Source organism: Pseudarthrobacter xylosi (assembly GCF_055412765.1).
The window spans coordinates 1-22,582 of sequence record NZ_JBVAYT010000017.1 but is presented as its reverse complement, the minus strand read 5'-3'; the positions used below and the strand labels follow the sequence as shown (position 1 = coordinate 22,582).

At 64.7% G+C, this 22,582-nt stretch carries 21 protein-coding genes, 1 tRNA gene, 1 other RNA gene and 2 pseudogenes; 11 read left to right on the top strand and 14 right to left on the bottom strand.

All coding sequences use genetic code 11. The features are described from left to right. Positions 1-218 precede the first annotated feature (218 nt). From ACZY1F_RS20965 to ACZY1F_RS20955, 3 genes are read right to left on the bottom strand one after another with little or no spacing between them, the layout of a single operon-like run. On the bottom strand, positions 219-1,058 hold the full coding sequence (locus ACZY1F_RS20965) for a sugar phosphate isomerase/epimerase family protein (protein WP_463944354.1): 840 nt from the start codon (positions 1,056-1,058) through the stop codon (positions 219-221). After that, entirely contained in the window at positions 1,055-2,269 is a 1,215-nt protein-coding gene (locus ACZY1F_RS20960; RefSeq protein ID WP_463944353.1) for a dihydrodipicolinate synthase family protein, read from the bottom strand. The genes ACZY1F_RS20965 and ACZY1F_RS20960 overlap by 4 nt, the downstream gene beginning before the upstream one ends. After that, positions 2,269-3,438 (bottom strand): Gfo/Idh/MocA family protein, encoded by a 1,170-nt coding sequence (locus ACZY1F_RS20955; RefSeq protein ID WP_463944352.1) that lies wholly within the window; start codon positions 3,436-3,438, stop codon positions 2,269-2,271. The genes ACZY1F_RS20960 and ACZY1F_RS20955 overlap by 1 nt, the downstream gene beginning before the upstream one ends. Before the next feature lie 177 nt (positions 3,439-3,615). On the opposite strand from ACZY1F_RS20955, the gene ACZY1F_RS20950 reads away from it, so the two are divergent. Beyond that, positions 3,616-4,704: a LacI family DNA-binding transcriptional regulator gene (locus ACZY1F_RS20950; protein WP_463944351.1), complete on the top strand. Its 1,089-nt coding sequence runs from the start codon at positions 3,616-3,618 to the stop codon at positions 4,702-4,704. A gap of 2 nt (positions 4,705-4,706) precedes the next feature. Further along, a complete protein-coding gene (locus ACZY1F_RS20945; protein ID WP_463944350.1) occupies positions 4,707-5,459 on the top strand; it encodes an alpha/beta hydrolase in 753 nt (250 codons plus the stop codon). 11 nt (positions 5,460-5,470) lie between these two features. On the opposite strand, the gene map is transcribed toward ACZY1F_RS20945, so the two are convergent. After that, entirely contained in the window at positions 5,471-6,238 is a 768-nt protein-coding gene (gene map / locus ACZY1F_RS20940; protein ID WP_463944349.1) for a type I methionyl aminopeptidase, read from the bottom strand. Positions 6,239-6,415: 177 nt separating this feature from the next. Here map and ACZY1F_RS20935 point away from each other — a divergent pair. Continuing rightward, a pseudogene (locus tag ACZY1F_RS20935) lies at positions 6,416-7,155 on the top strand (DNA alkylation repair protein). Between the two features lie 29 nt (positions 7,156-7,184). On the opposite strand, the gene mptB reads toward ACZY1F_RS20935, so the two are convergent. After that, positions 7,185-8,741 carry a polyprenol phosphomannose-dependent alpha 1,6 mannosyltransferase MptB gene (mptB, locus tag ACZY1F_RS20930; protein ID WP_463944348.1) on the bottom strand — a complete coding sequence of 519 codons (1,557 nt, stop codon included), beginning with the start codon at positions 8,739-8,741 and terminating at the stop codon, positions 7,185-7,187. A 161-nt stretch (positions 8,742-8,902) separates the two neighbouring features. Between mptB and orn the strand changes: the two genes are divergently transcribed. The 3 genes from orn (at position 8,903) to def (ending at position 10,423) form a co-directional block, all read left to right on the top strand. After that, the gene (orn, locus tag ACZY1F_RS20925) at positions 8,903-9,535 is read left to right on the top strand and encodes an oligoribonuclease (RefSeq protein WP_463944347.1); all 633 of its coding nucleotides are present in this window, start codon (positions 8,903-8,905) and stop codon (positions 9,533-9,535) included. A gap of 127 nt (positions 9,536-9,662) precedes the next feature. Next, a tRNA-His gene (locus ACZY1F_RS20920) sits at positions 9,663-9,735 on the top strand. A 115-nt stretch (positions 9,736-9,850) separates the two neighbouring features. Then, complete coding sequence (gene def / locus ACZY1F_RS20915; protein WP_463944346.1) at positions 9,851-10,423, top strand: peptide deformylase; 573 nt, start codon at positions 9,851-9,853, stop codon at positions 10,421-10,423. Between the two features lie 9 nt (positions 10,424-10,432). Here def and ACZY1F_RS20910 read toward each other — a convergent pair whose 3' ends face one another. The 4 genes from ACZY1F_RS20910 to rnpB form a co-directional block, all read right to left on the bottom strand. After that, positions 10,433-11,230, bottom strand: a complete 798-nt coding sequence (locus ACZY1F_RS20910; protein ID WP_463944345.1) for an HNH endonuclease family protein — start codon at positions 11,228-11,230, stop codon at positions 10,433-10,435. Between the two features lie 125 nt (positions 11,231-11,355). Next, positions 11,356-11,559, bottom strand: coding sequence for a hypothetical protein (locus tag ACZY1F_RS20905; RefSeq protein ID WP_463944344.1), 204 nt, complete (start codon positions 11,557-11,559; stop codon positions 11,356-11,358). 77 nt (positions 11,560-11,636) lie between these two features. Next, positions 11,637-13,115: a glyceraldehyde-3-phosphate dehydrogenase gene (locus ACZY1F_RS20900; RefSeq protein WP_463944343.1), complete on the bottom strand. Its 1,479-nt coding sequence runs from the start codon at positions 13,113-13,115 to the stop codon at positions 11,637-11,639. A gap of 267 nt (positions 13,116-13,382) precedes the next feature. Then, an RNA gene (gene rnpB / locus ACZY1F_RS20895) (RNase P RNA component class A) lies at positions 13,383-13,769 on the bottom strand. Positions 13,770-13,826: 57 nt separating this feature from the next. Between rnpB and ACZY1F_RS20890 the strand changes: the two genes are divergently transcribed. After that, on the top strand, positions 13,827-14,591 hold the full coding sequence (locus ACZY1F_RS20890; protein ID WP_463944342.1) for a YaaA family protein: 765 nt from the start codon (positions 13,827-13,829) through the stop codon (positions 14,589-14,591). Between the two features lie 60 nt (positions 14,592-14,651). Here the strand turns inward: ACZY1F_RS20890 and ACZY1F_RS20885 are convergent, their stop codons facing one another. Continuing rightward, entirely contained in the window at positions 14,652-15,407 is a 756-nt protein-coding gene (locus ACZY1F_RS20885) for a zinc ribbon domain-containing protein (protein WP_463944341.1), read from the bottom strand. A gap of 122 nt (positions 15,408-15,529) precedes the next feature. After that, a complete protein-coding gene (locus ACZY1F_RS20880; protein WP_463944340.1) occupies positions 15,530-16,453 on the bottom strand; it encodes a Nif3-like dinuclear metal center hexameric protein in 924 nt (307 codons plus the stop codon). Positions 16,454-16,552: 99 nt separating this feature from the next. Between ACZY1F_RS20880 and msrA the strand changes: the two genes are divergently transcribed. The 3 genes from msrA to epsC all read left to right on the top strand — a co-directional run bounded on the left by msrA (position 16,553) and on the right by epsC (position 18,702). After that, a complete protein-coding gene (gene msrA, locus ACZY1F_RS20875) occupies positions 16,553-17,077 on the top strand; it encodes a peptide-methionine (S)-S-oxide reductase MsrA (RefSeq protein ID WP_463914929.1) in 525 nt (174 codons plus the stop codon). Positions 17,078-17,142: 65 nt separating this feature from the next. Continuing rightward, entirely contained in the window at positions 17,143-18,078 is a 936-nt protein-coding gene (cysK, locus tag ACZY1F_RS20870) for a cysteine synthase A (RefSeq protein ID WP_185263766.1), read from the top strand. Between the two features lie 39 nt (positions 18,079-18,117). Further along, positions 18,118-18,702, top strand: a complete 585-nt coding sequence (gene epsC / locus ACZY1F_RS20865; protein ID WP_463914930.1) for a serine O-acetyltransferase EpsC — start codon at positions 18,118-18,120, stop codon at positions 18,700-18,702. Positions 18,703-18,717: 15 nt separating this feature from the next. On the opposite strand, the gene ACZY1F_RS20860 is transcribed toward epsC, so the two are convergent. Beyond that, positions 18,718-19,551 (bottom strand): oxidoreductase, encoded by an 834-nt coding sequence (locus ACZY1F_RS20860; RefSeq protein WP_463944339.1) that lies wholly within the window; start codon positions 19,549-19,551, stop codon positions 18,718-18,720. Positions 19,552-19,672: 121 nt separating this feature from the next. Continuing rightward, positions 19,673-21,109 (bottom strand): NADP-dependent phosphogluconate dehydrogenase, encoded by a 1,437-nt coding sequence (gene gnd / locus ACZY1F_RS20855; protein ID WP_463944338.1) that lies wholly within the window; start codon positions 21,107-21,109, stop codon positions 19,673-19,675. 172 nt (positions 21,110-21,281) lie between these two features. Here gnd and ACZY1F_RS20850 point away from each other — a divergent pair, with 172 nt between their 5' ends. Beyond that, the gene (locus tag ACZY1F_RS20850) at positions 21,282-22,010 is read left to right on the top strand and encodes a FadR/GntR family transcriptional regulator (RefSeq protein WP_463944337.1); all 729 of its coding nucleotides are present in this window, start codon (positions 21,282-21,284) and stop codon (positions 22,008-22,010) included. A gap of 122 nt (positions 22,011-22,132) precedes the next feature. On the opposite strand, the pseudogene ACZY1F_RS20845 reads toward ACZY1F_RS20850, so the two are convergent. Next, a pseudogene (locus ACZY1F_RS20845) lies at positions 22,133-22,582 on the bottom strand (zinc-binding dehydrogenase); the annotation flags it as partial.

The following is a 22,582-nucleotide window of genomic DNA, read 5'->3' as shown; positions in this document are numbered from 1 at the left end:
ATGACTGTGTGAACGATGTCCCGACTCACCGGTGAAGTGTCAACTGTGAACGATGTCCCGACTCACGTGTGAACTATGTCGTGAAACTAGACACCTCCTGGGGCACAAAATGATGATGAGTTGGCACGTCCTTGACGGATGCGCCGGTCAGCAAAAAACACCCCGGTCAGCAGACCGGGGTGTTTTTCATTGTGTGACTGGAGTGAAATTGCCGCTGCTCAGGCGTACGGCAGGACGAGTTCCGCGAAGCGCTCCTTGACCGTGGAAAGGACGATATGGCCATCCGTGTCCCAGATCTCCTGATTGAAGATTTCGACTTCGATGTCGCCGGTGTACCCGGCGTCGCGGACCCAGGTGCCGATGGTGGCGAAGTCAATGACGCCGTCGCCCATGTATCCGCGCGACAGCAGCGGATCCGCGGCGATGGGCATGTTGAAGTCACACACCTGGTAGGAGGCGATCCGGTCCTCGCGGCCAGCGCGTTCAATCTGCGCCTTGAGCTCCGGATCCCACCAGACGTGGAAGGTGTCGACGGCGACGCCAATATCCTTCGTGTCGAACGGGGCTGCGAGGTCCAGGGCCTGTCCCAGGGTGGAGATCAGGGCACGGTCAGCGGCGTACATCGGGTGCAGGGGTTCGAGCACCAGCCGGATCCCGTTCTCGGAGGCGAACGGGACAAGGTCGGCGAGGCGGTCGGCGACGCGCTGGCGGGCAGCCACCACGTCCTTCTCCCCCGGCGCCAGTCCGCCGACCACCAGGAAGAGTTCCCGGGTGTCCAGCGCCGCGGCTTCGAGGATCGCCGCGCGGTTGTCCGCGAGTGCTGCGGCCTGGCCTTCGGCGTCGGCCGCTGTCAGGAAACCGCCGCGGCAGAGCGAGGAGACCCGGAGGCCGGCGTCCTTGATCAGCTTCGCGGCTTTGTCCAGCCCTGCTTCCTCAACGCGGTCGCGCCAGGGGCCGATCGACGGGATGCCGGCGTTGACGCAGCCTTCGACGACCTGCGCGAGGGTCCATTTCTTGGTGGTGGCGCTGTTGATCGCCAGGCGCGAGAAGTCGCTCATACTCCCACTCCGTTGATGCGCAGGTAGTCGGACATCCGGAACGCGGCAAGTGCCGGATCCTTCAGCAGTCCGGCCTGGTCTGCCAGCTCGAACGTCTTGGCCAGGTGCACCACGGAGCGGCCGGAGTGCAGGCCGCCCACCATCTGGAAGCCGGGCTGCTTGCCGTTGAGCCAGGACATAAAAGCGATCCCGGTCTTGTAGTAGAACGTGGGGGCGCTGAAGATGTGCTTGCCGAGCTCGCGGGTGGAGTCCAGGATGGCACGCGCTTCCGCAGCTTTACCGGCGTCGTAGTTCTGCAGCGCAACCGAAGCCGCCGGGTAGATCGCGGCGAAGATGCCCAGCAGCGCGTCCGAGTGGTGGCTGCCGTCGCCGTCGATCAGTTCCGGGTAGTTGAAGTCGTCGCCGGTGTAGAGGCGGACGCCGTCCGGAAGGGCAGCGCGCAGGGCAACTTCGTGGGAAGCGTCCAGCAGGGAGACCTTCACGCCATCCACCTTGTCCGCGTGCTCCCGGATCAGGGACAGGAACGTCTCGGTTGCGGCAGCGACGTCGTCCGAACCCCAGTAACCGGCCAGCGCGGGATCGAACATGGTCCCGAGCCAGTGCAGGATGACGGGCTGGTCCACTTCCTGCAGCAACGTGGAGTAAACGTGCAGGTAATCGTCCGGACCGGCGGCCACGCGGGCCAGCGCCCGTGAGGCCATCAGGATGATCTTGGGTCCGGCTTCGCTGACGACGGCGATCTGCTCGCGGTAGGCGTCCAGGACGGCGGCAAGACCCGCGTTGCCCGTGGGCAGGGTGGCAAGGTCCAGCTGGTCTGTGCCGGCGCCGCAGGAGACGAGGTCGCGGACAGTCTTGCCGGCGGTGGCGGCATTTCCGGCGGAGACCACCGAAGCCGCTTCCACTCCGGTGCGTTTGATGAGCTGCTGGGTTGCGGCCCAGTCAAGTCCCATTCCGCGCTGGGCGGTGTCCATGGCGTCCGCAACGCCCAGGCCGTAGGACCAGAGTTCATGCCGGTACGCCATGGTGGCGTCCCAGTCGAGGGTGGCCGGGGCCCCGGGGGTGTTGTCCGCCAGGACCTCGGGAATGACGTGCGCAGCGGCGTAGGCACGCCGCGACGTGAGCGGGGCGGTGGGGCGGGCCCACGACACGCCGCCCTGGAGGCGGTACTCGCGGGTGCCGCCGTCGTGCGTGGGAAGAATCAGGGAAGTCATCAGAGCGTGATCTCGGGGATGTCGATGGTGCGGCGTTCGTCGTTGGACTGCAAGCCCAGCTCGGCGAGCTGCACGCCGCGGGCGGCGGAGAGCAGGCCGAAGCGGTGTTCGCGGCCAGCCACAACATCGCGCAGGAATTCTTCCCACTGCAGCTTGAATCCGTTGTCCAGTTCGGCGTTGGCGGGAACTTCTTGCCACTGGTCGCGGAAGGATTCCGTGACAGGCAGGTCCGGGTTCCAGACCGGCTTGGGGGTGTGGGCGCGCTGCTGGGCAACGCACTTGTTCAAACCGGCAACGGCGGAGCCGTGCGTGCCATCGATCTGGAATTCCACAAGCTCGTCGCGGTAGACGCGGACGGCCCAGGAGGAGTTGATCTGGCCGGTGACAGGCTCGCCGGCCGGGGTCTCGAGTTCGAAGATGCCGTACGAGGCGTCGTCGGCAGTGGCCTTATATTCCTTGCCGGCCTCGTCCCAGCGGACCGGGATGTGGGTGGCGGTCTTGGCGTTGACGCTCTTGACCTTGCCGATGATGCCTTCGAGTACGTAGTTCCAGTGGCAGAACATGTCCGTGGTCATGCCGCCGCCATCTTCCTTGCGGTAGTTCCAGGACGGCCGCTGGGCTGCCTGGACGTCGCCTTCGAAGACCCAGTAGCCGAATTCGCCGCGGATGGAGAGGATGCGGCCGAAGAAACCTTCGTCTACGAGTCGGCGGAGCTTTACCAGGCCGGGGAGGTAAAGCTTGTCGTGCACAACGCCAGCCGTGACTCCGGCTTCCTTGCCGATGCGTGCCAGTTCGATAGCTTCTTCGAGGGTTTCGGCGGTGGGCTTCTCGGTGAAGATGTGCTTGCCGGCCAGCATTGCCTTCTTCAGGGTGGCGGCACGGAGGCTGGTCATCGAGGCATCGAAGATGATGTCCACCGAAGGATCGTTGATCACCGAATCCAGGTCCGTGGTCCATTCGGCCACCTTGTGCAGCTCGGCCAGCTCGCGGATCTTGGCTTCATTGCGGCCCACCAGGATCGGCTCCACCTGGACCTTGGTTCCGTCCTCCAGCGTGAATCCCCCCGCGTCACGGATGGGGAGGATGGAACGCAGCAGGTGCTGGCGATAACCCATCCGGCCGGTAATGCCGTTCATGGCGATACGGATCGTCTTTGTTTCGAAGCCCATGTGTCCTCCACGGTGAGTGAGCGGTGTTACTCAAGATGAATTGGGAAAGCGCATTCCCACTGCATCCATCATGCACCGGTCAACGCATATTGGCAAGCGCTTTCCCTGGGTATCTCCAAACTGCCATACTGAAGGCGGTGCCTTTCGCGCTGAAAATCCGTACGAACAGGAGAAGCTGTGGCTGCAAGTACCCTCACCGAGGTGGCCCGGTTGGCGGGCGTTTCGCCGGCCACCGCCTCCCGCGTGCTGAACGGCTCCGCCCGGATACCCGGCAAGGACATTGCGGACCGCGTGCGGCAGGCCGCCGAATCGCTCGGCTACATTCCCAACGCGCAGGCGCAGGGACTGGCGAAGTCCAGCTCCGGGTTGATCGGGCTGATCGTGCACGACATCGCCGATCCGTACTTTGCCGCCATAGCCCGCGGCGTTCAGGAAGCCGCGAGGGAACAGCACAAGATGGTGCTGCTGGCCACCACCGAGGGCGCTCCGGAAAGCGAGAAGGAAGCCGTGGCTGCCTTCGCGGCACGCCGCGCCGATTCCATCGTGATCGCAGGATCGCGGACATCCCGCGTCGAGGACCGGGACGGCAACGCTGAACTCGCTGCGGAACTGGACCGCTACTGCCGCAACGGCGGCCACGTGGGCGTGATCGGCCACGGGATTGTGGGCGCCACGGCAGCCGACGGCTACCACGTGGTGAGTGTGCCCAATGAGGAGTTGGCCGCGCAGCTCGCCACCGAGCTGGCCGCGTCGCAGGCAGAAGACTTCGTCATCATCAGCGGCCCGGAAGGGCTGTTTACGTCCGACGACCGGATCCGAGGGTTCCAGCGTGGCCTGGCCGACGCGGGCCTGCCAGCCGCGGACGTCATCCGCACGGACTTCAACCGTGCCGGCGGCTTCGAGGCCGGGCTCGCCCTGGCTGCCCGGATCACCGCGTCGCAGTCCGGGGGCAGGGCAACAAGGCTCTGCATCTTTGCCGTCAACGACGTTATGGCCATCGGGGCCGCCGCCGCGCTGCGCTCCCAGGGACTGCGGATTCCGCGCGACGCCACTGTCGCCGGTTTCGACGATATTGAGACCCTGCGCGATTTCCGCCCGGCCCTCTCCACGGTGCACCTTCCCCTGGAGGAAATTGGCCGGCAAGCCGCCCGCAGCGCGGCGGGAACGGCCGACGGCGACGCCGGATCTTCTCCGATAACCGGCCAGGTCACGCTGCGGCGCAGCACGGAACCTGTCCAGCCGGGCAGCGTTGAGTCGGTGGCCTGAGAATGCTCCCGGGTTCATTGACTGCCGTGCCTGCCCGTGGCAATCCAGGTTCGCGCCCAGCGGTTCTGGTCCTTCCTGGTGGAGGGTATGCAGGACAGGCCGACCACGAGTCAGAGCCGGTTGCCGAGTGGTTCGCCGCGCTGGGGATCCATGCCTATGTGCTGCGGTACAGTGTCGCCCCGCACCGCCACCCGGCGCCCCTGGAGGACGGCAAGGAGGCCATTCTGGCGATCCGAGAGGGCGCCCTTGGCCTTGCGGTGGACAACACGCGGGTGGGCGTCCTCGGATTCTCAGCCGGCGGCCACCTTGCGGCATCGCTGTCGACGGCGGTCGCCACCGGAAATCCCTCCCTGGATGTCGTGGCTGCCGTTCCGGACCTGACGGTTCTGTGCTATCCGGTTGTATCCTTCACGGACGCGGTCCATCAGGGGTCAGTGGACAACTTGGCGGGCGAATCACCGTCGGACGAGCTGCTCCGGGCACTGTCTCCAGATCTCCAGGTCACCGCCACCACACCGCCGGCTTTTGTGTGGCACACCGCCGATGATGCGGCGGTACCCGTCCGCCACAGTCTCTCCTACGCGGGAGCGTTGATCCGCGCCGGTGTGCCGGCGGAACTCCACGTTTTTCCGCAGGGCCGCCATGGCCTCGGACTGGCCCGGGAACTGCCAGGACCGGACCAATGGACATCCCTGTGTGCGGCCTGGCTGGGCAGGATGGGATGGACCGCAGTCCCGGCTGAACTGTCTGCCTGAACCATCGGCAGTTACGGAAGGGTGAGGATCACCGGGCCATCAGCCGTGATGGCAACCGTATGCTCGCTGTGGGCAGCCCGGCGGCCGTTGGCTGATCGCAGCGTCCATTCGTCGTCGTCGTGGTAGTAATCGTCCTTGCGCCCAAGGATCAGCATGGGTTCGATGGCGATGACCAGCCCCTCGGTGAGCTTGATCCCCCGACCCGGCCTGCCGTCGTTAGGTACAGGCGGTTCGGCGTGCATGGTGCGGCCGATGCCATGGCCGCCGTGGTCAGCCAACAGACCGTAGCCAGCCCGCCGCGCGGCGCCGCCGATTGCGTAGGCAAGATCGCCCATTTTGTTGCCGATCCGGGCCGCCTCAATCCCGCGTGCCAGGGCGGCGTCCGTGGCATCGATGAGGGCCTGGTCCACGGGATCAGGTGTTCCCACGATGAAGCTGATGGCCGCATCGCCGCACCAACCGTCCAGGAAGGCCCCGCAATCCACACTGAGCAGGTCACCGTCCTGGAGTGTGTATCCGCCGGGGATCCCATGGACCACGGCGTCATTCACGCTGGTGCAGATCACACCGGGAAACGGAACTGAGGCCCAGCGCGGGTGGTAGCCCAGGAAGGCCGGCGTGGCTCCGGCCGCGGCAATCGTCTCGGCGGCCAGCGCATCGAGGTCACGCAGGGTGACGCCCACCCCGGCCGCCTCCCGCACCGCCGCCAGCGTCATGGCCACCACCCGCCCGGCTTCGCGCATCAGGGCAATCTGCTCGGGAGTCTTGATCATGGACATGCAGCGAACCTCCGACGTCGGGTGGCACGGCCCAAGAGAACGTGCAGTTTGTCTCGTTCCACTCTAGAGCCGTCCCGCTGGGGACGGAGCGGACGGCATCCACGTCGCCGGCGCCTCGCTACAGTTGCACCCATGAACGGATTACCGCCGCATGGGGAATCGCCGGACAAGGAACCATTGGACACGAAGGCTCCTGCCACGGAGACTCCGAACCGCGAGTTGCTGGACACTGTCCGCGCGGCGCTGCGGGAGCGGACGGACCCGGTGCGGGAGCCGGAGCGCAGGCGTACATGAAGTCCGCCCTGCCTTCGCTGGGCGTCCGGGTCCCGGAGGTCAGGCGCATGACGCTGGCCGCTGCCGCCGCCCATCCCTTTACGTCGGCGGGCCAGCTGAGGGCCACGGTGCTTGAGCTGTGGCGCGGCTCCACGATACGCGAGGAACGCTATGCGGCCATTGACCTGACCGGCCTCCGGCTGGTGGCCCGTGACCAGCTGATGCTCCCCGTCTATGAGGAGATCATCCGCACCGGCGCCTGGTGGGACTTCGTGGACGGGGTGTCGCACCGTATCGGCGGGCTTCTGCAGGCCCACCCGCGCAAGATGACCGAACTGCTGCTGTCCTGGAGCACCGACCAGGACTTCTGGATCAGGCGGTCGGCCATCACCTCGCAGTTGAAAGCCAAGGGCCGCACGGATCAGGATTTGTTGAGGGCGGTGATCGAGCCGAACCTGGCAGACCCGGAGTTCTTCATCAGGAAGGCCATTGGCTGGGCACTTCGTGAATACGCCAAAACGGACCCGGAGTGGGTGCGGAATTTTGTTCTGGAAAGGGGAACCCATTTGAGTCCGCTTTCCCGCAAGGAAGCCATGCGGCATCTGGAACAGGGCAGGACGCCGGGGGTCACCGGCGCCGGATAACGGCGCCCGCGGAGACTAGCCCGCGGAGACTAGATGACGGGGCGTTCGGTCACCGGTTCGGCCGACTTCCGGAAAAGCCGTTTCGTGTCCGGATCCATGAAGATCAGGTACATGGCAAACAGCAGGCCCGTTATCGCGGCCGCGAAGCGGGCCAGGACGAGGGCAAGTCCCAGGTCCTCCGTCTGGAGGTAGGGAAATACCTCCAGCTGGTCGGAAATGGCGTAGATCATGAAGAACGACACGATGAAATACAGGGCCTTGACCTGCCAGTCGTTGCGGATGCCTGTCACCGCAAACAGCGGAATGAGCCACACCACATACCAGGACTGGATCATCGGAGCCAGCACTACAATGGCCGCAAAGCCCAAGGTGAGGCGGCGAATCAGGCGGTTATGCTCACCCTTGAAGATCTGGAAGGCGACGACGCCTACGGCAAGTAGTTTGCCGGCGTCGAACACCCAGCCTGCGAGCGTCCACCCGTCGAGGCCGAAGGCATTCGAAACGGAAGCGATCACGAGCCCCACCAGGCCCACCGGCGCGTACCAGATGAAGAGGCTGCCGGGGGCGGACAGCCCGTTGATCCAGCCGAAGCCGAAACCATTGACCAGGCTCAGGCCATACAGAATGGCCAGGCTCAGCCCTCCGGTCAGTCCCCAGAACAGGAATTTCCGCGGCCAGCCGGCGTTCTTGCCTGCCCAGATCAGGCCGATGAACGGCAGGAAAACGATGGTGATGGGCTTGACGGCGATGGAAAGGGTGACGAGGACTATGCCCAGCACCACGCGCCTGGTGGCCGCGTAATACAGTCCGGCGAGGGCCAACCCGATCATCAGGGCATCGTTGTGGACGCTGGCGATGAAGTTGGTGAGGAACAGGGGGTTGGCGGCGGTGAGCCACAGTGCGCGGTGCGGGTTGACGCCGTGAAGTTCGGCCAGTTTGGGCACATAGATGACGCAGAGGAGCACGCCGAACAGCGCAACGAGCCTGAAAAGCATCACGCTGGCCTCGGGCTGGACGTTGGTGGACCAGACCACAAACTGCTCAATCCACAGGAACAGCTGGCCGTACGGAACGGGAGCTTCAGTCCACTGCTTGTCGGCGCCAAGCTGGAAATAGTTGGACAGTGCCGAGATGCCGTTTTCGTAGGGGTTAAACCCCTCCACCATCAGCCGGCCCTGACCAATGTAGGCATACACGTCGCGGCTGAAAAGCGGGACGGTGAACATCAACGGCAGGCCCCATGCCGCGATGGCCTGCAGAGTTGCCTTTCGCGCCGCCGGCCCCCACACGCGCACCCGCTGGCCAAGCCTCAGCCAGGAACGGACCAGGAGCATCCCGCCAACCGCAACCAGCACGATGGCCAGGGCAACGCCGATGGCCTCGGTGCGCATCCAGATGAAGATCGGTACCCGGCGGAGTTCAGAAACGGGGGCCAGCCAGCCGACGCCGAGGGATCCGAACACCATAAGGACCGAGCCAACAAGACCGGCAAGGATGGGGGACCTGGCGTTATCAACTTCCGCCGCAACTGGCTCCGGGATCACACTGGCGGCCATCTCCCCCGTTGCAGGCACAGGCGCCGTCATCTCAGGATCGTCCAATCTTTTACACTCGGCGCGTCAACCCCGCGGGCGGCAATGGCCGCCCGGGCCGCGCGGGCACAGCACAGCGGCAAAATCCTCGCCCCCATGTACCCGAAATCCTAGCATCGGACGGTTGCGCCGGAGCTAAACGGTAGGCTGTTCCGGTGCCTATATCTAACGAACGCATCGTCTGGATCGACTGCGAAATGACCGGCCTGGACATCAAAAACGACGCCTTGATCGAGGTGGCGGCGCTGGTGACGGACTCAGAGCTCAACATTCTTGGCGACGGTGTGGACGTGGTGATCAAGCCCGAGGAAGCTGCCCTCGCCCAGATGAACGATTTCGTCAGGGACATGCACACCCGGTCCGGGCTGCTTAAGGAATTGCCGCACGGCAAGACCATGGCAGAGGCCGAAGCCGCCGTGATGGAATACATCGAAAAGTGGGTGCCGGACCCGCGCAAGGCACCGCTGGGCGGAAACTCCGTAGGGACAGACCGCGTCTTCCTCTCCCGCGACATGCCGGCCGTCGTGGAGCACCTCCACTACCGCGTAATCGACGTGAGCACCATCAAGGAACTCTCCCGCCGCTGGTTCGCCCGGGCGTACTTCCAGTCCCCCGCCAAAAAGGGTGGCCACCGTGCCCTGGGGGACATCCAGGATTCCATCGACGAGCTCCGCTACTACCGCGAGGCGGTTTTTGTTCCGGCTCCCGGCCCTGACAGCGCCACGGCCCGCGAAGTCGCCCGGCGCATCACTGCCACGCCCGGAACGGCAGAGACCCCGGAAGAGTAATCTGCACCACGTTTGGTGGAAATTTTCGCAAAAACCCCAAAAGTGGCGCAAGCACCCTCAAACAGCAGGTAAGCTATTTGAGTTGCCTTTCCAGAGCACCTGATCATCGGGAATCTGCGGGCGCATGGTGGGCTTAGCTCAGTTGGCAGAGCGCCTGGTTGTGGTCCAGGAGGTCGCGGGTTCAACCCCCGTAGCTCACCCTCAGAGGGCGGCAGTAACAGCCGTCCAGTTGGAGGCCGTACCGGATATCCGGTACGGCCTCCATTTTTTTGCATAACGCCGGCGTCACGCCGCACGCACGAAGGGCCGCCTGAGATGACAGTTCTGCCAATCACCGTCTGGGGAGAACCGGTGCTGCACCGCCGCGCCGCCGAGGTGGAGGTGTTCGACGACGATCTGCGCACCCTGATCGCGGACATGTTTGAAACCAACGATGCTGCCAACGGGGTGGGCCTGGCGGCGCCGCAGGTTGGTGTTGGCGAAAGAATTTTCGTTTACAAGTACGCCAATGAAGACGGCGCCCCGCCCGTCGGAGTCCTGGTGAACCCGGTGCTGACCCTGTCCAAGATCTCCGGCGCACTGCCGGACCCCGAGGAAGAGGAAGAGGGCTGCCTCTCCTTCCCCGGCGGCGGCTTCCCGCTCAAGCGTGCGGAGTGGGCGCGGGTGGAAGGCTTTGACGGCTACGGGCAGCCCGTTGAGTTCGAAGCGACCGGATGGTTCGCCCGGGTGATCCAGCACGAGTACGACCACCTCGACGGAAAACTTTACGTCAACCGCTTGATGGACCGATATGCACGGAAGGCCATGAAACTGGCCAAGAAGAGCGGCTGGGGCGTACCAGGGCTGACCTGGATGCCCGGCGTGGATCCGGACCCGTTCGGCCACTGAGCCGGCACACTACCGGGCGCTGATGGTTGGCTGGCCCGGGCAGGAGTCCAGGACCCGCTTCATCGCATCTTTCTCCGGCTGCGTGACCCACAGCTGATAGGACGCCTTCACCGAGATCTGGCGTGCAACGTAATGGCAGCGAATGTTCTTGTTCTTCGGCAGCCAGGTGGCGGCGTCGCTTGCGCTCTTCTGCTGGTTGGCGGGACCATCTGCGGCGATGAGGTTCAGCGGATCGTTGGCCAGGCTCTGGCGCTGCTGCGGCGTCAGCCCCTGTGCGCCTTTCTGCCACGCGTCACCGAGCGCCACGACATGATCGATCTGGATTTCCTTGCTGCTTTCCGGGCCACGCCGGAACTCCACGATTGCCCCCGTGTACGGCTCCTGGATGGCACCCGAGGCTACCCTGCATTTGGAGCCCTCTGCGAAGCCCACAGCGGTCAGGTCCCTGCGGAGGATGTCATTGCGGGTGTCGCAGCCGTTCCGGTCCACGTCCAGCCAGGCCTGCCCGAAGGCCTCCCGCTGGTAATTGTCCTTGGGAGCCCGGCCTTTGACGGGCAGCCCGTCGAGAGCGGCCACCGCACTCCCCTGCGGTACAGCGCGAACCGGGACCACCGGATTCATCCAGGTCCCGTCGAAAACAGGCGCCTCGCTGGGCCCTGCGATTGCTGGTTCTGCCGCTGCGAACTGGCCTGCGGTGAAAAACCAAAGCGCAGAGCCCACGGCTGACAAGGCCAGCACCGCCAGCAGGGCCCAGGCCTGCCTCGAGCGGCGGCGGGCAACGCGGTAGGCGCGCCAGCTGACGGTCATGGGTAACCAGCTCTTCCGGAAATGTCCTGCACCAGACGAGCCTAGGTCACCCCACTGACACCGAAACGGTTATCCACAATGGGGAGGAAGAGTGGCCCGGGTAGGCCGCCTACCGCTGGGGCGCGCTATTGCTCCCGGGCTACACGGTGCAGGTCTTCTTCGGCAACCTGGAGGAGACCTTCGAGCTGCCGCACCCGGTCGTCGCCGACATCGCCGGAAGCCCGAAACGCGCGCGCCTGTTCCAGGAGCCGGATGGCTTCTTTATGGTTGGCCTTGGCGACGTCGAGGGCGTGTTCAAGGGTGGTCTCGTGCAGAGTTTCGTTATCCATGTCACCAGTGTGGTCCCGATTCCCGGCTGATTCCAGCAACCAGCCGGGAATGTCGGGTGGCCGGCCCGGCAAACGGCCTAGACGGCGATGGCCGCCAAGGCGGCAGCGGCTTCCTTGGCGGGGAACGCCGGCGGGTTGACGCCGGCCATTTCTTCCATAACCCGGACTACCTGGCAGCTGTAGCCGAACTCGTTGTCGTACCAGACGTAAAGAATCAGGTTCTTGTCGTTGGAGATCGTGGCGAGGCCGTCAACGATGCCGGCACGGCGGGAGCCAACAAAGTCCGTGGAAACAACCTCGGGCGAATCGATGTAGTCAATCTGCTTGCGGAGGTCCGAATGCAGGGACATCTGGCGGAGGTAATCATTCACCTCATCCTTGGTGGTGCCGTTTTCCAGGCTGAGGTTCAGGATGGCCAGCGAAACGTCCGGAGTGGGGACACGGATGGAACTTCCCGTGAGCTTGCCCAGCAGCTCGGGCAGCGCCTTCGCCACAGCAGTAGCCGCACCGGTTTCCGTGATGACCATGTTCAGCGCGGCGGAGCGGCCGCGACGGTCGCCCTTGTGGAAGTTATCGATCAGGTTCTGGTCGTTGGTGAAGGAGTGGACAGTTTCCACGTGCCCGTGGATCACGCCGAATTTGTCGTTGATCGCCTTCAGGACCGGAGTGATGGCGTTGGTGGTGCAGGACGCCGCCGAGACGATCTGGTCCGTGTCCTCAATGCTGCCGTGGTTAATGCCGTGAACGATGTTCTTCAGCGCGCCCTTACCCGGAGCAGTCAGGAGAACGCGTGCAACGCCCTTGCTCTGCAGGTGCTGGGACAGGCCCTCAGCGTCGCGCCAGCGGCCCGTGTTGTCCACCACCAGGGCATTGTTGATGCCGTAGGCGGTGTAGTCGATCGTGGCGGGGTTGTCCGAGTAGATGACCTGGACCTGGACACCGTTCGCGGTGATGGTGTTAGCGTCCTCGTCCACGCGGATGGTTCCCTCAAAGGAGCCGTGGACCGAGTCGCGGCGTAGGAGGCTGGCACGCTTGGTGAGATCCTTGTCCGAGCCGCGGCGCACCACGATGGCGCGCAGGCGCAGGCCGTGGCCTCCGCCTGCCTTTTCAATGAGGAGGCGCGCCAGCAGGCGGCCGATCCGGCCAAAGCCGTACAGTACGACGTCGGTGCTGGTGCGGTCATCGCCACCACGCTTGCCAACTACCTCGGCAAGCTCGGCGCGGAGGAACTCTTCCAGGGTGGCGCCGTCGCCTTCTGCCTTGAACTTCTCCGCCAGGCGGGCGACGTCGATGGCCGCCGCGCCCAGCTCCAGCTGCGCCAGGATATTCAGCAGCGGTGCGGTTTCTTCGAGCAGGAGCTCGGTGTTGCTCATACGGCGGGCGAAACGGTGCGCCTTGAGGATGTTCATGGTGGACTTGTTGATCAGGCTGCGGCCGTGAATGCTGGTCACCACATTGTTTTCGCGGTACAGCCGGCCAATCACCGGAATCATGGCCTCGGCGAGAGCCTCCCGGCCCATCCACGTATCAAGACAAGAATCTGACGTCTGGCTCACAGAACTACCTTCCTCGGTTCAGCCGCGTACGTCCTCGTACGCGGTTGGCGGCCACCTGATGTTGTCCAGGGGCTCTGGCACCGGCAGGATGCGGTCCATCCCGGGTGCCGTGGAGAAGCGTAAAGAAAAGCCACCGGCTGCGAACGCAGACCCGGCGGCAGAACTTCTACGTTCGCTCTCCATTCTAGGCTGGAGCAGACCCGCGGACCGCCGCAACCAGCGTGAAATCACTCACATGCGGGGCTGGTCCGTGCCCGGCGGGGGTGTTGGATGGGTTGACCGATACGCCGGGTTCTGTGCTCCCGTGCCGTTACCAGCGCGGGAGTAGCGGCCATCCATCTACGGACGCCGTTGCCGACGCCCTCCAGCGGCCTACCCGGACACTCGGGCGGGCAGCCCTCAAACGTGTCCTGTCTGGCCTTGCTCCGGGTGGGGTTTACCTAGCCTTCCCGGTCACCCGGGAAGCTGGTGGTCTCTTACACCACCGTTTCACCCTTACCTGCTGAGCTTCCGTTGCCGGAAGACGCAGGCGGTCTGTTCTCTGTGGCACTGGCCTGCGGGTTACCCCGAGTGGGCGTTACCCACCACCCTGCCCTGCGGAGCCCGGACGTTCCTCGAGCCACTTGCGTGACGCGCGGCCGCCTAGTCAACCCATCCGCAGCCAAGTCTACCGCCGGTGGGAGGTGACGCCGTCGCCGGTAGGATCGTACGGTGCTGATTCTGCTTCCCCCGTCCGAAGGCAAGACCCCCGCGGTCCGCGGGTCCGCCGTCGACTGGCCGTCACTGAGCTTTCCCGAACTCAACGCCTACCGGGCCAAAGTCCTGGAGGCGCTGGGGACGGTCAGCGCACATGAGGATGCCCTCGCGCTGCTGGGCGTCGGCGCATCGCTGCAGGACGACGTCGAACGCAACACCCGGCTCCACGCCGAACCGGCGGCCCCGGCTCACCAGATCTATTCCGGCGTTCTGTACGACGCCCTCGGCTACAAGACCCTGACGCCGGCGCAGCGGCGGAAGGCCGATGCATCGGTGCTGGTGATCTCGGCACTTTGGGGCGCCATCCGCTTCGCGGACAGTGTGCCCGCCTACCGGCTGTCGATGGGAACGGCACTGCCCGACGTCGGCCGCCTCGCCTCGTTCTGGAAGCCTCAGATTTCGGCGGCCCTCGTGGAGTCGGTCTCTGGGCATCTGCTCGTGGACTGCCGCTCCAGCACCTATGCCGCCGCGTGGGCGCCGCCGGCGACTCAGACGGTGGCCGTCAATGTTTTTACGGAGGTCAACGGCGTGCGCAAGGTGGTCAGCCACTTCGCCAAGCACACCCGCGGCGAGCTGGCGCGGCACCTGCTGGCCCGGCGCGGCAACGCCCCGCAGACCCCGGGGCAGCTGCTGAAGGCCACGCGCGAAAAATGGGACGCCGAGCTGGTCGATGGTTCAGCGCGGAAACCCCATGCCCTGAACATCATCCTGCCCAACTAGGTAACAGCAGATGTCCTTATGGGCGCCCATAACGACATCTGCTGCGACCTACTTGGGATGCTAGGCAGCTGGGGCGGGCGTGTTCCACTCGGCTGAGCGCACCAGGATGGCACCCGAATCCGGGCAGAACACAATGTCATCCTCGGAGGCGGCCTTGATCTCGGCGAGGTCCCCGGGGCTCAGCTTCATTCCGGAGGCCTCAGAGGTTCCGTGGAACAACCGGGCGGCGCCTACTCCCCGCTTTGCCAGCGTCTTTTCGTAGACGGCCAGCATCCCGGCATCAAGTCCCTCAGCGAATTCGGCGCGCTTGCCGCGGACAATGGTCGCTTCAGCGGCCACTTCGGCCAGTGACTCATCGAGTTCGGCGCGGATGCCGCCGAAGGAGCCCTGGACGTTGTCCACGATGAGCTGCTGGGCAACCTGACGCTCGCGCAGCGAATCCAGGCGTTCCAGGACTTCCAGCTCCACGTCTTCAAGGTCGGAGCGGCGCTTGTTGAGGGAAGCGATGTCCTTCTGCAGGGCCACAAGGTCCTTTGACAGCCCCGTCCCGCTGTTGAGCCGCGCTTCGTCGCGTTCGATGCGGGAGGCCACCTGTTCGACGTCGGCCTCGGCGCGCTTCAACTCGGCTTCAGCATCGTGGACGGCCATCTTGGCGGAGCCGAGTTCACCGTTGGCGACGGACAGAGCCGATTGCAGGTCCTCGATCCGGGGATCGGTTTCCAGGGCGCGGCGGCGGTTGGACAGGGACCTGAGCTTTGCGTCCAGGCCCTGCAGTTCGAGCAACTTCAACTGTTCCGCCGGTGCTGCCTTGGCCACTATTTACCTCCGCTAAATCCAATCCGGCCGAAGCCGGGCACCGTATCGGCGCTCTATAGACTCTAGCGCCTGGCCTGCTCCCTTGCCTCGCACGCTCGCCCGGGGCCTCTCGGACGCCAGGCTTAGCCCGGAGTCAGAATGAAGTCCCACGGATCGCTGTTGGTGGTGCTTACCTGGATCTCGACGTCGTGGCCCTGATCGGCGAGCACATTGCCCAACGCCGACGCCGCAGCGGGCAGCCACAGCCATTCGCTGGCAAAGTGCGACACGTCAATCAAGTACGGCCGGCCGTTCACTGCCGCTTCACGGGCTTCGGACGCCGGATGGTGGCGGAGGTCGGCGGTGACGTAGACGTCGGCATTGTTGGCCCGCACCTCGTTGAACAGCGAATCCCCCGCGCCCCCGCATACAGCAATGCGCCGCACCAGCCCGTCCTTGTCCCCGGACACACGGACTCCGCCAGCCACCGATGGCAGGATGCCGAACACCCGGGCAGCGAAATCGCCGAGGCTCATCACGTCCGCCAGATCACCCACGCGTCCGATGCCTTCCTCGGGCAGTCCGTTCGCGGCGACCGTCAGCGGGACAACGCCTTCGAGTCCCAGTGCATCGGCCAGGACGTCGGAAACGCCCCCGACGGCGGAATCGCCGTTGGTATGGACGGTCAGCAGTGCGGTTCCAGACTCGATGAGGCGGTGGATGGCCTGTCCTTTGGCGGTGGTGGCCGCCACGGACGTGACGCCTTTGAGGAGCAACGGGTGGTGGGTGATCAGGAGCCCGGCACCCCATTCCACGGCTTCCTCGATCACCGCAAGCGTGGGATCGACGGCGAACATCACCCTGGTAACGGGCGCTGACGGGTGCCCGGCCACCAGCCCCACTTCGTCCCAGTTTTCGGCCAGCGACTCGGGCCAGAGCTCCTCGACCGCCAGAAGCACCTGCCCCAGCGTGGGAGCGACCGGACCAGCCGCTGCAGCGCCCTCCCCTGTCAGGGTGCCGTCGTCGTGCTTGTCCGCATCTCTGACGCCGATGTCTGCAGGTTCCATAGTCTCAGTTTTACCCCATCGGGCGGTTTGCCCCGCATCTTTCAAACTCTCGTAGGGTGGTCAGGGAATCATCCGGCGCGCTCAACCATTGAAGAGGTCATGAAAACTTTTGTTCTTGGCGGGGGCTGCTTTTGGTGCCTTGACGCTGTCTATCAAATAACGAAGGGCGTCACGTCGGTGATTTCCGGTTACACGGGCGGCCACGACCCACAGCCGGACTACTACTCCGTCTGCGGCGGGACCACGGGCCACGCTGAGGTCGTGGCGGTCACTTTTGACGAGTCGGTCATCCCGGCCGAGGTCATCCTGGACATGTTCTTCGCTCTGCATGACCCCACCACGCTCAACCGCCAGGGCTACGACGTGGGCACGCAATACCGCTCGTCAATGTTCTATGAGACCACCGAGGAGAAGATTCTCTTCGAGGAAGCCATTGAGCGGAACCAGGCGCTGTGGTCGCACCCGATTGTGACCGAGGTCAGCCGGCTGCCACGATTCCATGTGGCGGAGGACTTCCATCAGGACTATTACGGCAAGTATCCCGAGCAGGGTTACTGTCAGGTGATCATTAACCCCAAGCTCGCCAAGGCCAGGAAATATTACTCTGCGTGGCTTAATGCTTAGCAGCGGCTGCTCAGCCATCGTTAGGCTGACCTCAGCATTCACACTTGAGAGATAGGCATATCTACATGGCACGGATCTATGACGATGTAACGCAGTTGGTCGGCGGCACTCCGCTGGTCCGCCTGAACCGGCTGACCGAGGGCCTGGGCGCCACTGTGGCCGTCAAGCTGGAGTTCTACAACCCGGCCAACAGCGTCAAGGACCGCATCGGCGTGGCCATCGTTGACGCCGCCGAGAAGTCCGGCGCCCTCAAGCCCGGCGGCACCATCGTCGAAGGCACCTCCGGCAACACGGGCATCGCCCTGGCCATGGTGGGCGCTGCCCGCGGTTACAAGGTCATCCTGACCATGCCCGAAACCATGTCCACCGAGCGCCGCGTTATGCTGCGGGCCTTCGGTGCCGAGATTGTCCTGACCCCCGGTTCCGAGGGCATGCGCGGCGCCGTGGAAAAGGCCCAGGAAATTGTGGCCAACACGGAGAACTCCATCTGGGCCCAGCAGTTCGCCAATGAGGCCAACCCTGAGATCCACCGCACCACCACCGCCGAGGAAATCTGGTCGGACACCGACGGCAAGGTGGACATATTCGTCGCCGGCATCGGCACCGGCGGAACCGTCACCGGCGTCGGCCAGGTCCTGAAGGAGCGTAATCCTGAGGTCCAGATTGTTGCCATCGAACCGAAGGACTCCGCCATCCTGAACGGCGGCGCTCCCGGCCCGCACAAGATCCAGGGCATCGGCGCGAACTTCATCCCGGAAATCCTGGACACCAACGTCTACGACGAAGTCCTGGATGCCACCCTGGAGGACTCCGTCCGAGTCGCCCGTGAACTGGGCGTCAAGGAAGGCATCCTCGGTGGCATCTCCTCCGGCGCCATCGTTTGGGGCGCCCTGGAACTTGCCAAGCGCCCGGAGAATGCCGGCAAGCTGATCGTGGCGGTTGTCTGTGACTTCGGCGAGCGTTACATCTCCACCGTGCTCTATGACGACATCCGCGGCTGATCAGTCCGTTGTCGCCCCGTTTCCTGTAGAAAGAACTTTGTGGGCTTTTTCGCAAGACTGAAGGAAGACCTCGACGCCGCCCGGTCACACGACCCGGCGGCTCGAGGTTCTTTTGAGAACTTTTTCGCCTATTCCGGGCTGCACGCCATCTGGATCCACCGGCTGACGCACCATATGTGGCAAACCCCGGGGCTGCGGTTCCCTGCGCGGCTGGTGTCGCAGCTGGGCCGCTTCCTGACCGGAATCGAGATCCATCCCGGCGCCACGGTCGGCCGGCGCTTCTTCATCGACCACGGCATGGGTGTGGTCATCGGCGAGACCGCCGAAATCGGCGAAGACGTGATGATCTACCACGGGGTCACGCTGGGTGGCCGCTCCCTGGCCAAGGTCAAGCGCCACCCCACCATTGAGGACCGGGTCACCATCGGTGCCGGAGCCAAGATCCTGGGTCCCATCACCATCGGCCGGGACAGCGCCGTGGGCGCCAACGCCGTGGTGGTCAAGGACGCTCCGCCGGAATCGATTGTTACCGGAGTGCCCGCCAAATGGCGGCACCGTGATGCCCAGCGCGAAACCAAGCCCGCTGTGGATCCGGCGGAGTACGACATCGAATACCGGATCTGATCCCTCGCTGCAGCCCTACCCGGCAACACGCTTCAGGACTGCCATGACCACCGCATCGTAGAGCCGGTCCGGCAGGACCCGCCGAAGGCCCAGAATGGCCGCCGCGCCCCTGCCTACCGGATACCGGGTCCGGGGACGTGCTGCCGTGGCCGCGTGCAGGACAGCCGCAGCAATCACTGCCGGCTGCGTGGACGTTTCAGGCCTGCCGGTGGATGCCAGGACATCCGCCATGTGCTGTGCCTGGGCAGCATACGGCCCCTCGCCGCTGCTGGCCAGCAGCCCGTCAGCGGAAATCCGGCCCCATTCGCTGAGCGTACTTGCCGGTTCGATGATGGCTACATCGATTCCGTGCGGCTTGAGTTCCAGCCGCAGTGCATCGCTCATGCCCTCAACGGCGAACTTCGTGGCGTGGTACCAAGCACCGAGCGGTTCATAGAATTTGGCGCCGATGGACGAGATGTTGATGATCCTGCCACGTCCCGCACTCCGCATAGCCGGCAGGACCAGCTGGGTCATTCTGGCAAGGCCAAAGACGTTCACCTCGAATTGGCGCCGGCCTTCGGCCAGGTCCACCTGTTCCAGCGCGCCGTAGGACCCGTAGCCGGCGTTGTTGACCAGGACGTCTATCCGTCCGCGCTCTTCCAAGACACGGCCGACGGCGGCGCGCATCGAATCGTCCTCGGTCACGTCCAGCGCCAGGACTTGGATGCCAAGGGCTTTCAGCGGCTCCATTCTGTCCACCCGCCGGGCGCCGGCATAGACGATGAACCCGTGGCTGCTGAGTTTCTTCGCCGCTTCGAAGCCGATACCTGCGGAGGCTCCTGTAACTAATGCGACTGGCTTGGGCATTCTGACTCCTTGGATGGACGGACACCACAACAGCCGGAAACGCCAACGGCCGGCAGTTCCCAGAATATCCGGGAAGTGCCGGCCGCAGGGTTTGCAGCTTGATGCAATCAGAGCGTGGTGATTAGTGCGTGTCCACTGCTTCGATTTCGGACTTGTCCTCGCCCCAGAGGGTGTGGAACGTACCCTCGGCGTCGACGCGGCCGTAGGTGTGCGCGCCGAAGAGGTCGCGCTGGCCCTGGATCACTGCGGCCGGCAGGCGCTTGCGGCGCAGGCCGTCGTAGTAGGCCAGTGAAGAGGAGAAGACCGGCACGGGGATTCCGAGCTGGACGGCGGTGGAGACCACGCGGCGCCATGCCGGCAGGACCTCGGCGATGGCCTTGGTGAACGCCGGGGCGAACAGCAGGTTGGCCGGCTTGTCTTCGGCGGCGTAGGCCTTGGTGATTTCCTTGAGCAGTTCTGCACGGATGATGCAGCCGCCGCGCCACAGCGAAGCGATCTCGTCCAGCTTGAGGTCCCAGCCGTATTCCTTGGCTGCGGAGGTCAGCATGTCCAGGCCCTGGGCGTAGGAGACCAGCTTGGAGGCGTACAGCGCCTGGCGGACGTCCTCAACAAAAGTGTCCGGAACGTCGACGGCGATTTCCTCACCGGCGAGCAGTTCCTGGGCGATCTTGCGCTGCTCGGCCTGCGATGAGAGGGCGCGGGCGAAGACGGACTCGGCGATGCCCGACGTCGGGGAACCCAGCTCCAGCGCCGAGATGACCGTCCAGCGTCCGGTGCCCTTCTGGCCTGCGGCATCCACCACAACGTCAACGAACGGCTTGCCGGTGCGGGTATCAACGTGGCCCAGGACCTCGGCGGAGATTTCGATCAGGAAGGAGGCGAGCTCGCCCTTGTTCCACTCTTCGAAGATCTTGGCCTGGTCAGCAGGCTCGATGCCGGCACCGGAGCGGAGGAGGTCGAAAGCTTCGCCGATGACCTGCATGTCGGCGTATTCGATGCCGTTGTGGACCATCTTGACGAAGTGGCCGGCGCCGTCGGTGCCGATCCATGCGCAACAGGGCTTGCCGTCGACGTGCGCGGCGATCTTTTCCAGCAGCGGGCCCAGGGCGTCGTAGGACTCCTTGGAACCACCGGGCATGATGGACGGGCCGTTCAGGGCACCTTCCTCACCACCGGAGACGCCGATGCCTACGAAGTGCAGGTCCTTCTTCGCCAGCGCTGCTTCGCGGCGGCGGGTGTCCTCGTAATGGGAGTTTCCGGCGTCGATGATGATGTCGCCGGCTTCCAGGAGGGGTTCAAGCTGCTCGATGACCGAGTCGACCGGCTTGCCGGCCTTGACCATGATCAGGACGCGGCGGGGCTTCTCCAGGGAATCAACAAGTTCCTGCAGCGTTTCAGTGCGGACGAAGTCGCCGTCCGTGCCGTGCTTTGCCAGCAGCGCGTCAGTCTTTTCGACAGACCTGTTGTGCAGGGCAACGGTGAAGCCGTTGCGGGCCAGGTTGCGGGCCAGGTTGGCGCCCATCACCGCAAGGCCGGTGACACCGATGTGTGCAGACATCAAAACTCCAATTTCGTTGTGCAATGGATGTGCAGATGGCTCCGCGTTCGCTGCGAAGCACGCTGTCACGAACCGATGGATTCTAATAAAGCATATATATTCAATCGGCTTGAGGGAAGCGGTGCCCACTTTGTGGAACGAGGCCAGTCAATCCCAGTTTAGGCTTGAGTCCATGTCGACCAGCCTGCACCACCGTGCCATTGAGAACCTTGGCACCCGGATCATCACGGGCGAACTGCCCACCGGACACATCATGCTGGCCGAACACCTTGAGGAAGAACTGAAGGTTTCGCGGTCCGTGGTCCGCGAGGCCGTGCGGGTTCTCCAGTCCCTGGGCCTCGTGGAAACCACCAAGCGGGTGGGCATCCGGGTGCTGCCGCCGAGCCGCTGGAATCCCTTCGATTCCCAGGTCATCCGCTGGCGGCTGTCCAGCGACGCCCGCGGCGCCCAGCTGCGGTCACTGATCGAGCTGCGTTCCGCCGTCGAGCCCGCCGCTGCCGAGCTGGCAGCGAACAATGCACCGGCGCAGCTGCGGCGGGAACTGGTGGACATTGCCCATGCCCTGCGCGATGCCGGCCACTCCGGAGATGCGGCGAAATTCCTGGAGCTGGACATCGCTTTTCACTCGGTCCTGCTCTCCGGCTCGGGCAACGAAATGTTCGCCAACCTGATGGGGCAGGTGGCGGAGACCCTGACGGGGCGCACGGTCCACGGACTGATGCCGGACCACCCCCACGAGGGGGCACTCCAGTGGCACGTCGACCTGGCAGAAGCGGTCGCCGCCGGGGACGCCGCCACAGCCCGCGACGCGTCCGAACAGATCATGCGCCGCACCACCTCCCGGCTGTCCGGAACGTGGACGGACCAGCCCCGGGTGTTTATCCCGGTCCGCCGGAGCTGAGCGCGAACGTACACTTCGCGCCCTCTGCCTAAGCGCGAACGTACACTTCGCGCCCCAAATCGTCGACGGAGCAGGGCCTCAAGTGTACGTTCGCGCCCAAAGACGCGGCGCGGGCGGAGTGCTCAGCTTGCGGGCGTGAAGTTGAGGAGTACTTTTCCTGATGCGGCGGAGTTTTTGGCGGTTTCGAAGGCCTCGAGTCCTTGGCTGAGGGGGTATTCGTGGGTGATGACGGGGCTGATGTGGAGGGTGCCGTCGNTTGAACCGGAACGAGCCGCGCAGGTCCAGTTCCCGGGTGATGGCCAGGGAGATCAGGACCGGCTGCGGTCCGGTGGGCAGCAGCCCGACCATAACCACCGTCCCGCCCCGGGCCGCGCCGCTGATGGCTGAGGCCAGGCCGTGGTGGCTGCCCGAGGACTCAATCACCACATCGGCCTGCACCGCGGCGATCGCGTCCGCGTCCCCGGCCTGCAGGATCTGGTCCGCGCCGACCGCGGCGGCGATCTCCAACGGCTTGGCATGGACGTCCACGGCGGTGATCCGCCCCGCGCCGGCACGCTTGAGGACCGCGACCG

What these genes read in the sequence shown, in the direction of transcription:
- ACZY1F_RS20965 (WP_463944354.1), bottom strand. Translation starts at nt 1,058, where the DNA reads ATGAGCGACTTCTCGCGCCTGGCGATCAACAGCGCCACCACCAAGAAA.
- ACZY1F_RS20960 (WP_463944353.1), bottom strand. Translation starts at nt 2,269, where the DNA reads ATGACTTCCCTGATTCTTCCCACGCACGACGGCGGCACCCGCGAGTAC.
- ACZY1F_RS20955 (WP_463944352.1), bottom strand. Translation starts at nt 3,438, where the DNA reads ATGGGCTTCGAAACAAAGACGATCCGTATCGCCATGAACGGCATTACC.
- ACZY1F_RS20945 (WP_463944350.1), top strand. Translation starts at nt 4,707, where the DNA reads ATGCTCCCGGGTTCATTGACTGCCGTGCCTGCCCGTGGCAATCCAGGT.
- map (WP_463944349.1), bottom strand. Translation starts at nt 6,238, where the DNA reads ATGTCCATGATCAAGACTCCCGAGCAGATTGCCCTGATGCGCGAAGCC.
- mptB (WP_463944348.1), bottom strand. Translation starts at nt 8,741, where the DNA reads ATGACGGCGCCTGTGCCTGCAACGGGGGAGATGGCCGCCAGTGTGATC.
- def (WP_463944346.1), top strand. Translation starts at nt 9,851, where the DNA reads ATGACAGTTCTGCCAATCACCGTCTGGGGAGAACCGGTGCTGCACCGC.
- ACZY1F_RS20910 (WP_463944345.1), bottom strand. Translation starts at nt 11,230, where the DNA reads ATGACCGTCAGCTGGCGCGCCTACCGCGTTGCCCGCCGCCGCTCGAGG.
- ACZY1F_RS20905 (WP_463944344.1), bottom strand. Translation starts at nt 11,559, where the DNA reads ATGGATAACGAAACTCTGCACGAGACCACCCTTGAACACGCCCTCGAC.
- ACZY1F_RS20880 (WP_463944340.1), bottom strand. Translation starts at nt 16,453, where the DNA reads ATGGAACCTGCAGACATCGGCGTCAGAGATGCGGACAAGCACGACGAC.
- msrA (WP_463914929.1), top strand. Translation starts at nt 16,553, where the DNA reads ATGAAAACTTTTGTTCTTGGCGGGGGCTGCTTTTGGTGCCTTGACGCT.
- cysK (WP_185263766.1), top strand. Translation starts at nt 17,143, where the DNA reads ATGGCACGGATCTATGACGATGTAACGCAGTTGGTCGGCGGCACTCCG.
- ACZY1F_RS20860 (WP_463944339.1), bottom strand. Translation starts at nt 19,551, where the DNA reads ATGCCCAAGCCAGTCGCATTAGTTACAGGAGCCTCCGCAGGTATCGGC.
- gnd (WP_463944338.1), bottom strand. Translation starts at nt 21,109, where the DNA reads ATGTCTGCACACATCGGTGTCACCGGCCTTGCGGTGATGGGCGCCAAC.
- ACZY1F_RS20850 (WP_463944337.1), top strand. Translation starts at nt 21,282, where the DNA reads ATGTCGACCAGCCTGCACCACCGTGCCATTGAGAACCTTGGCACCCGG.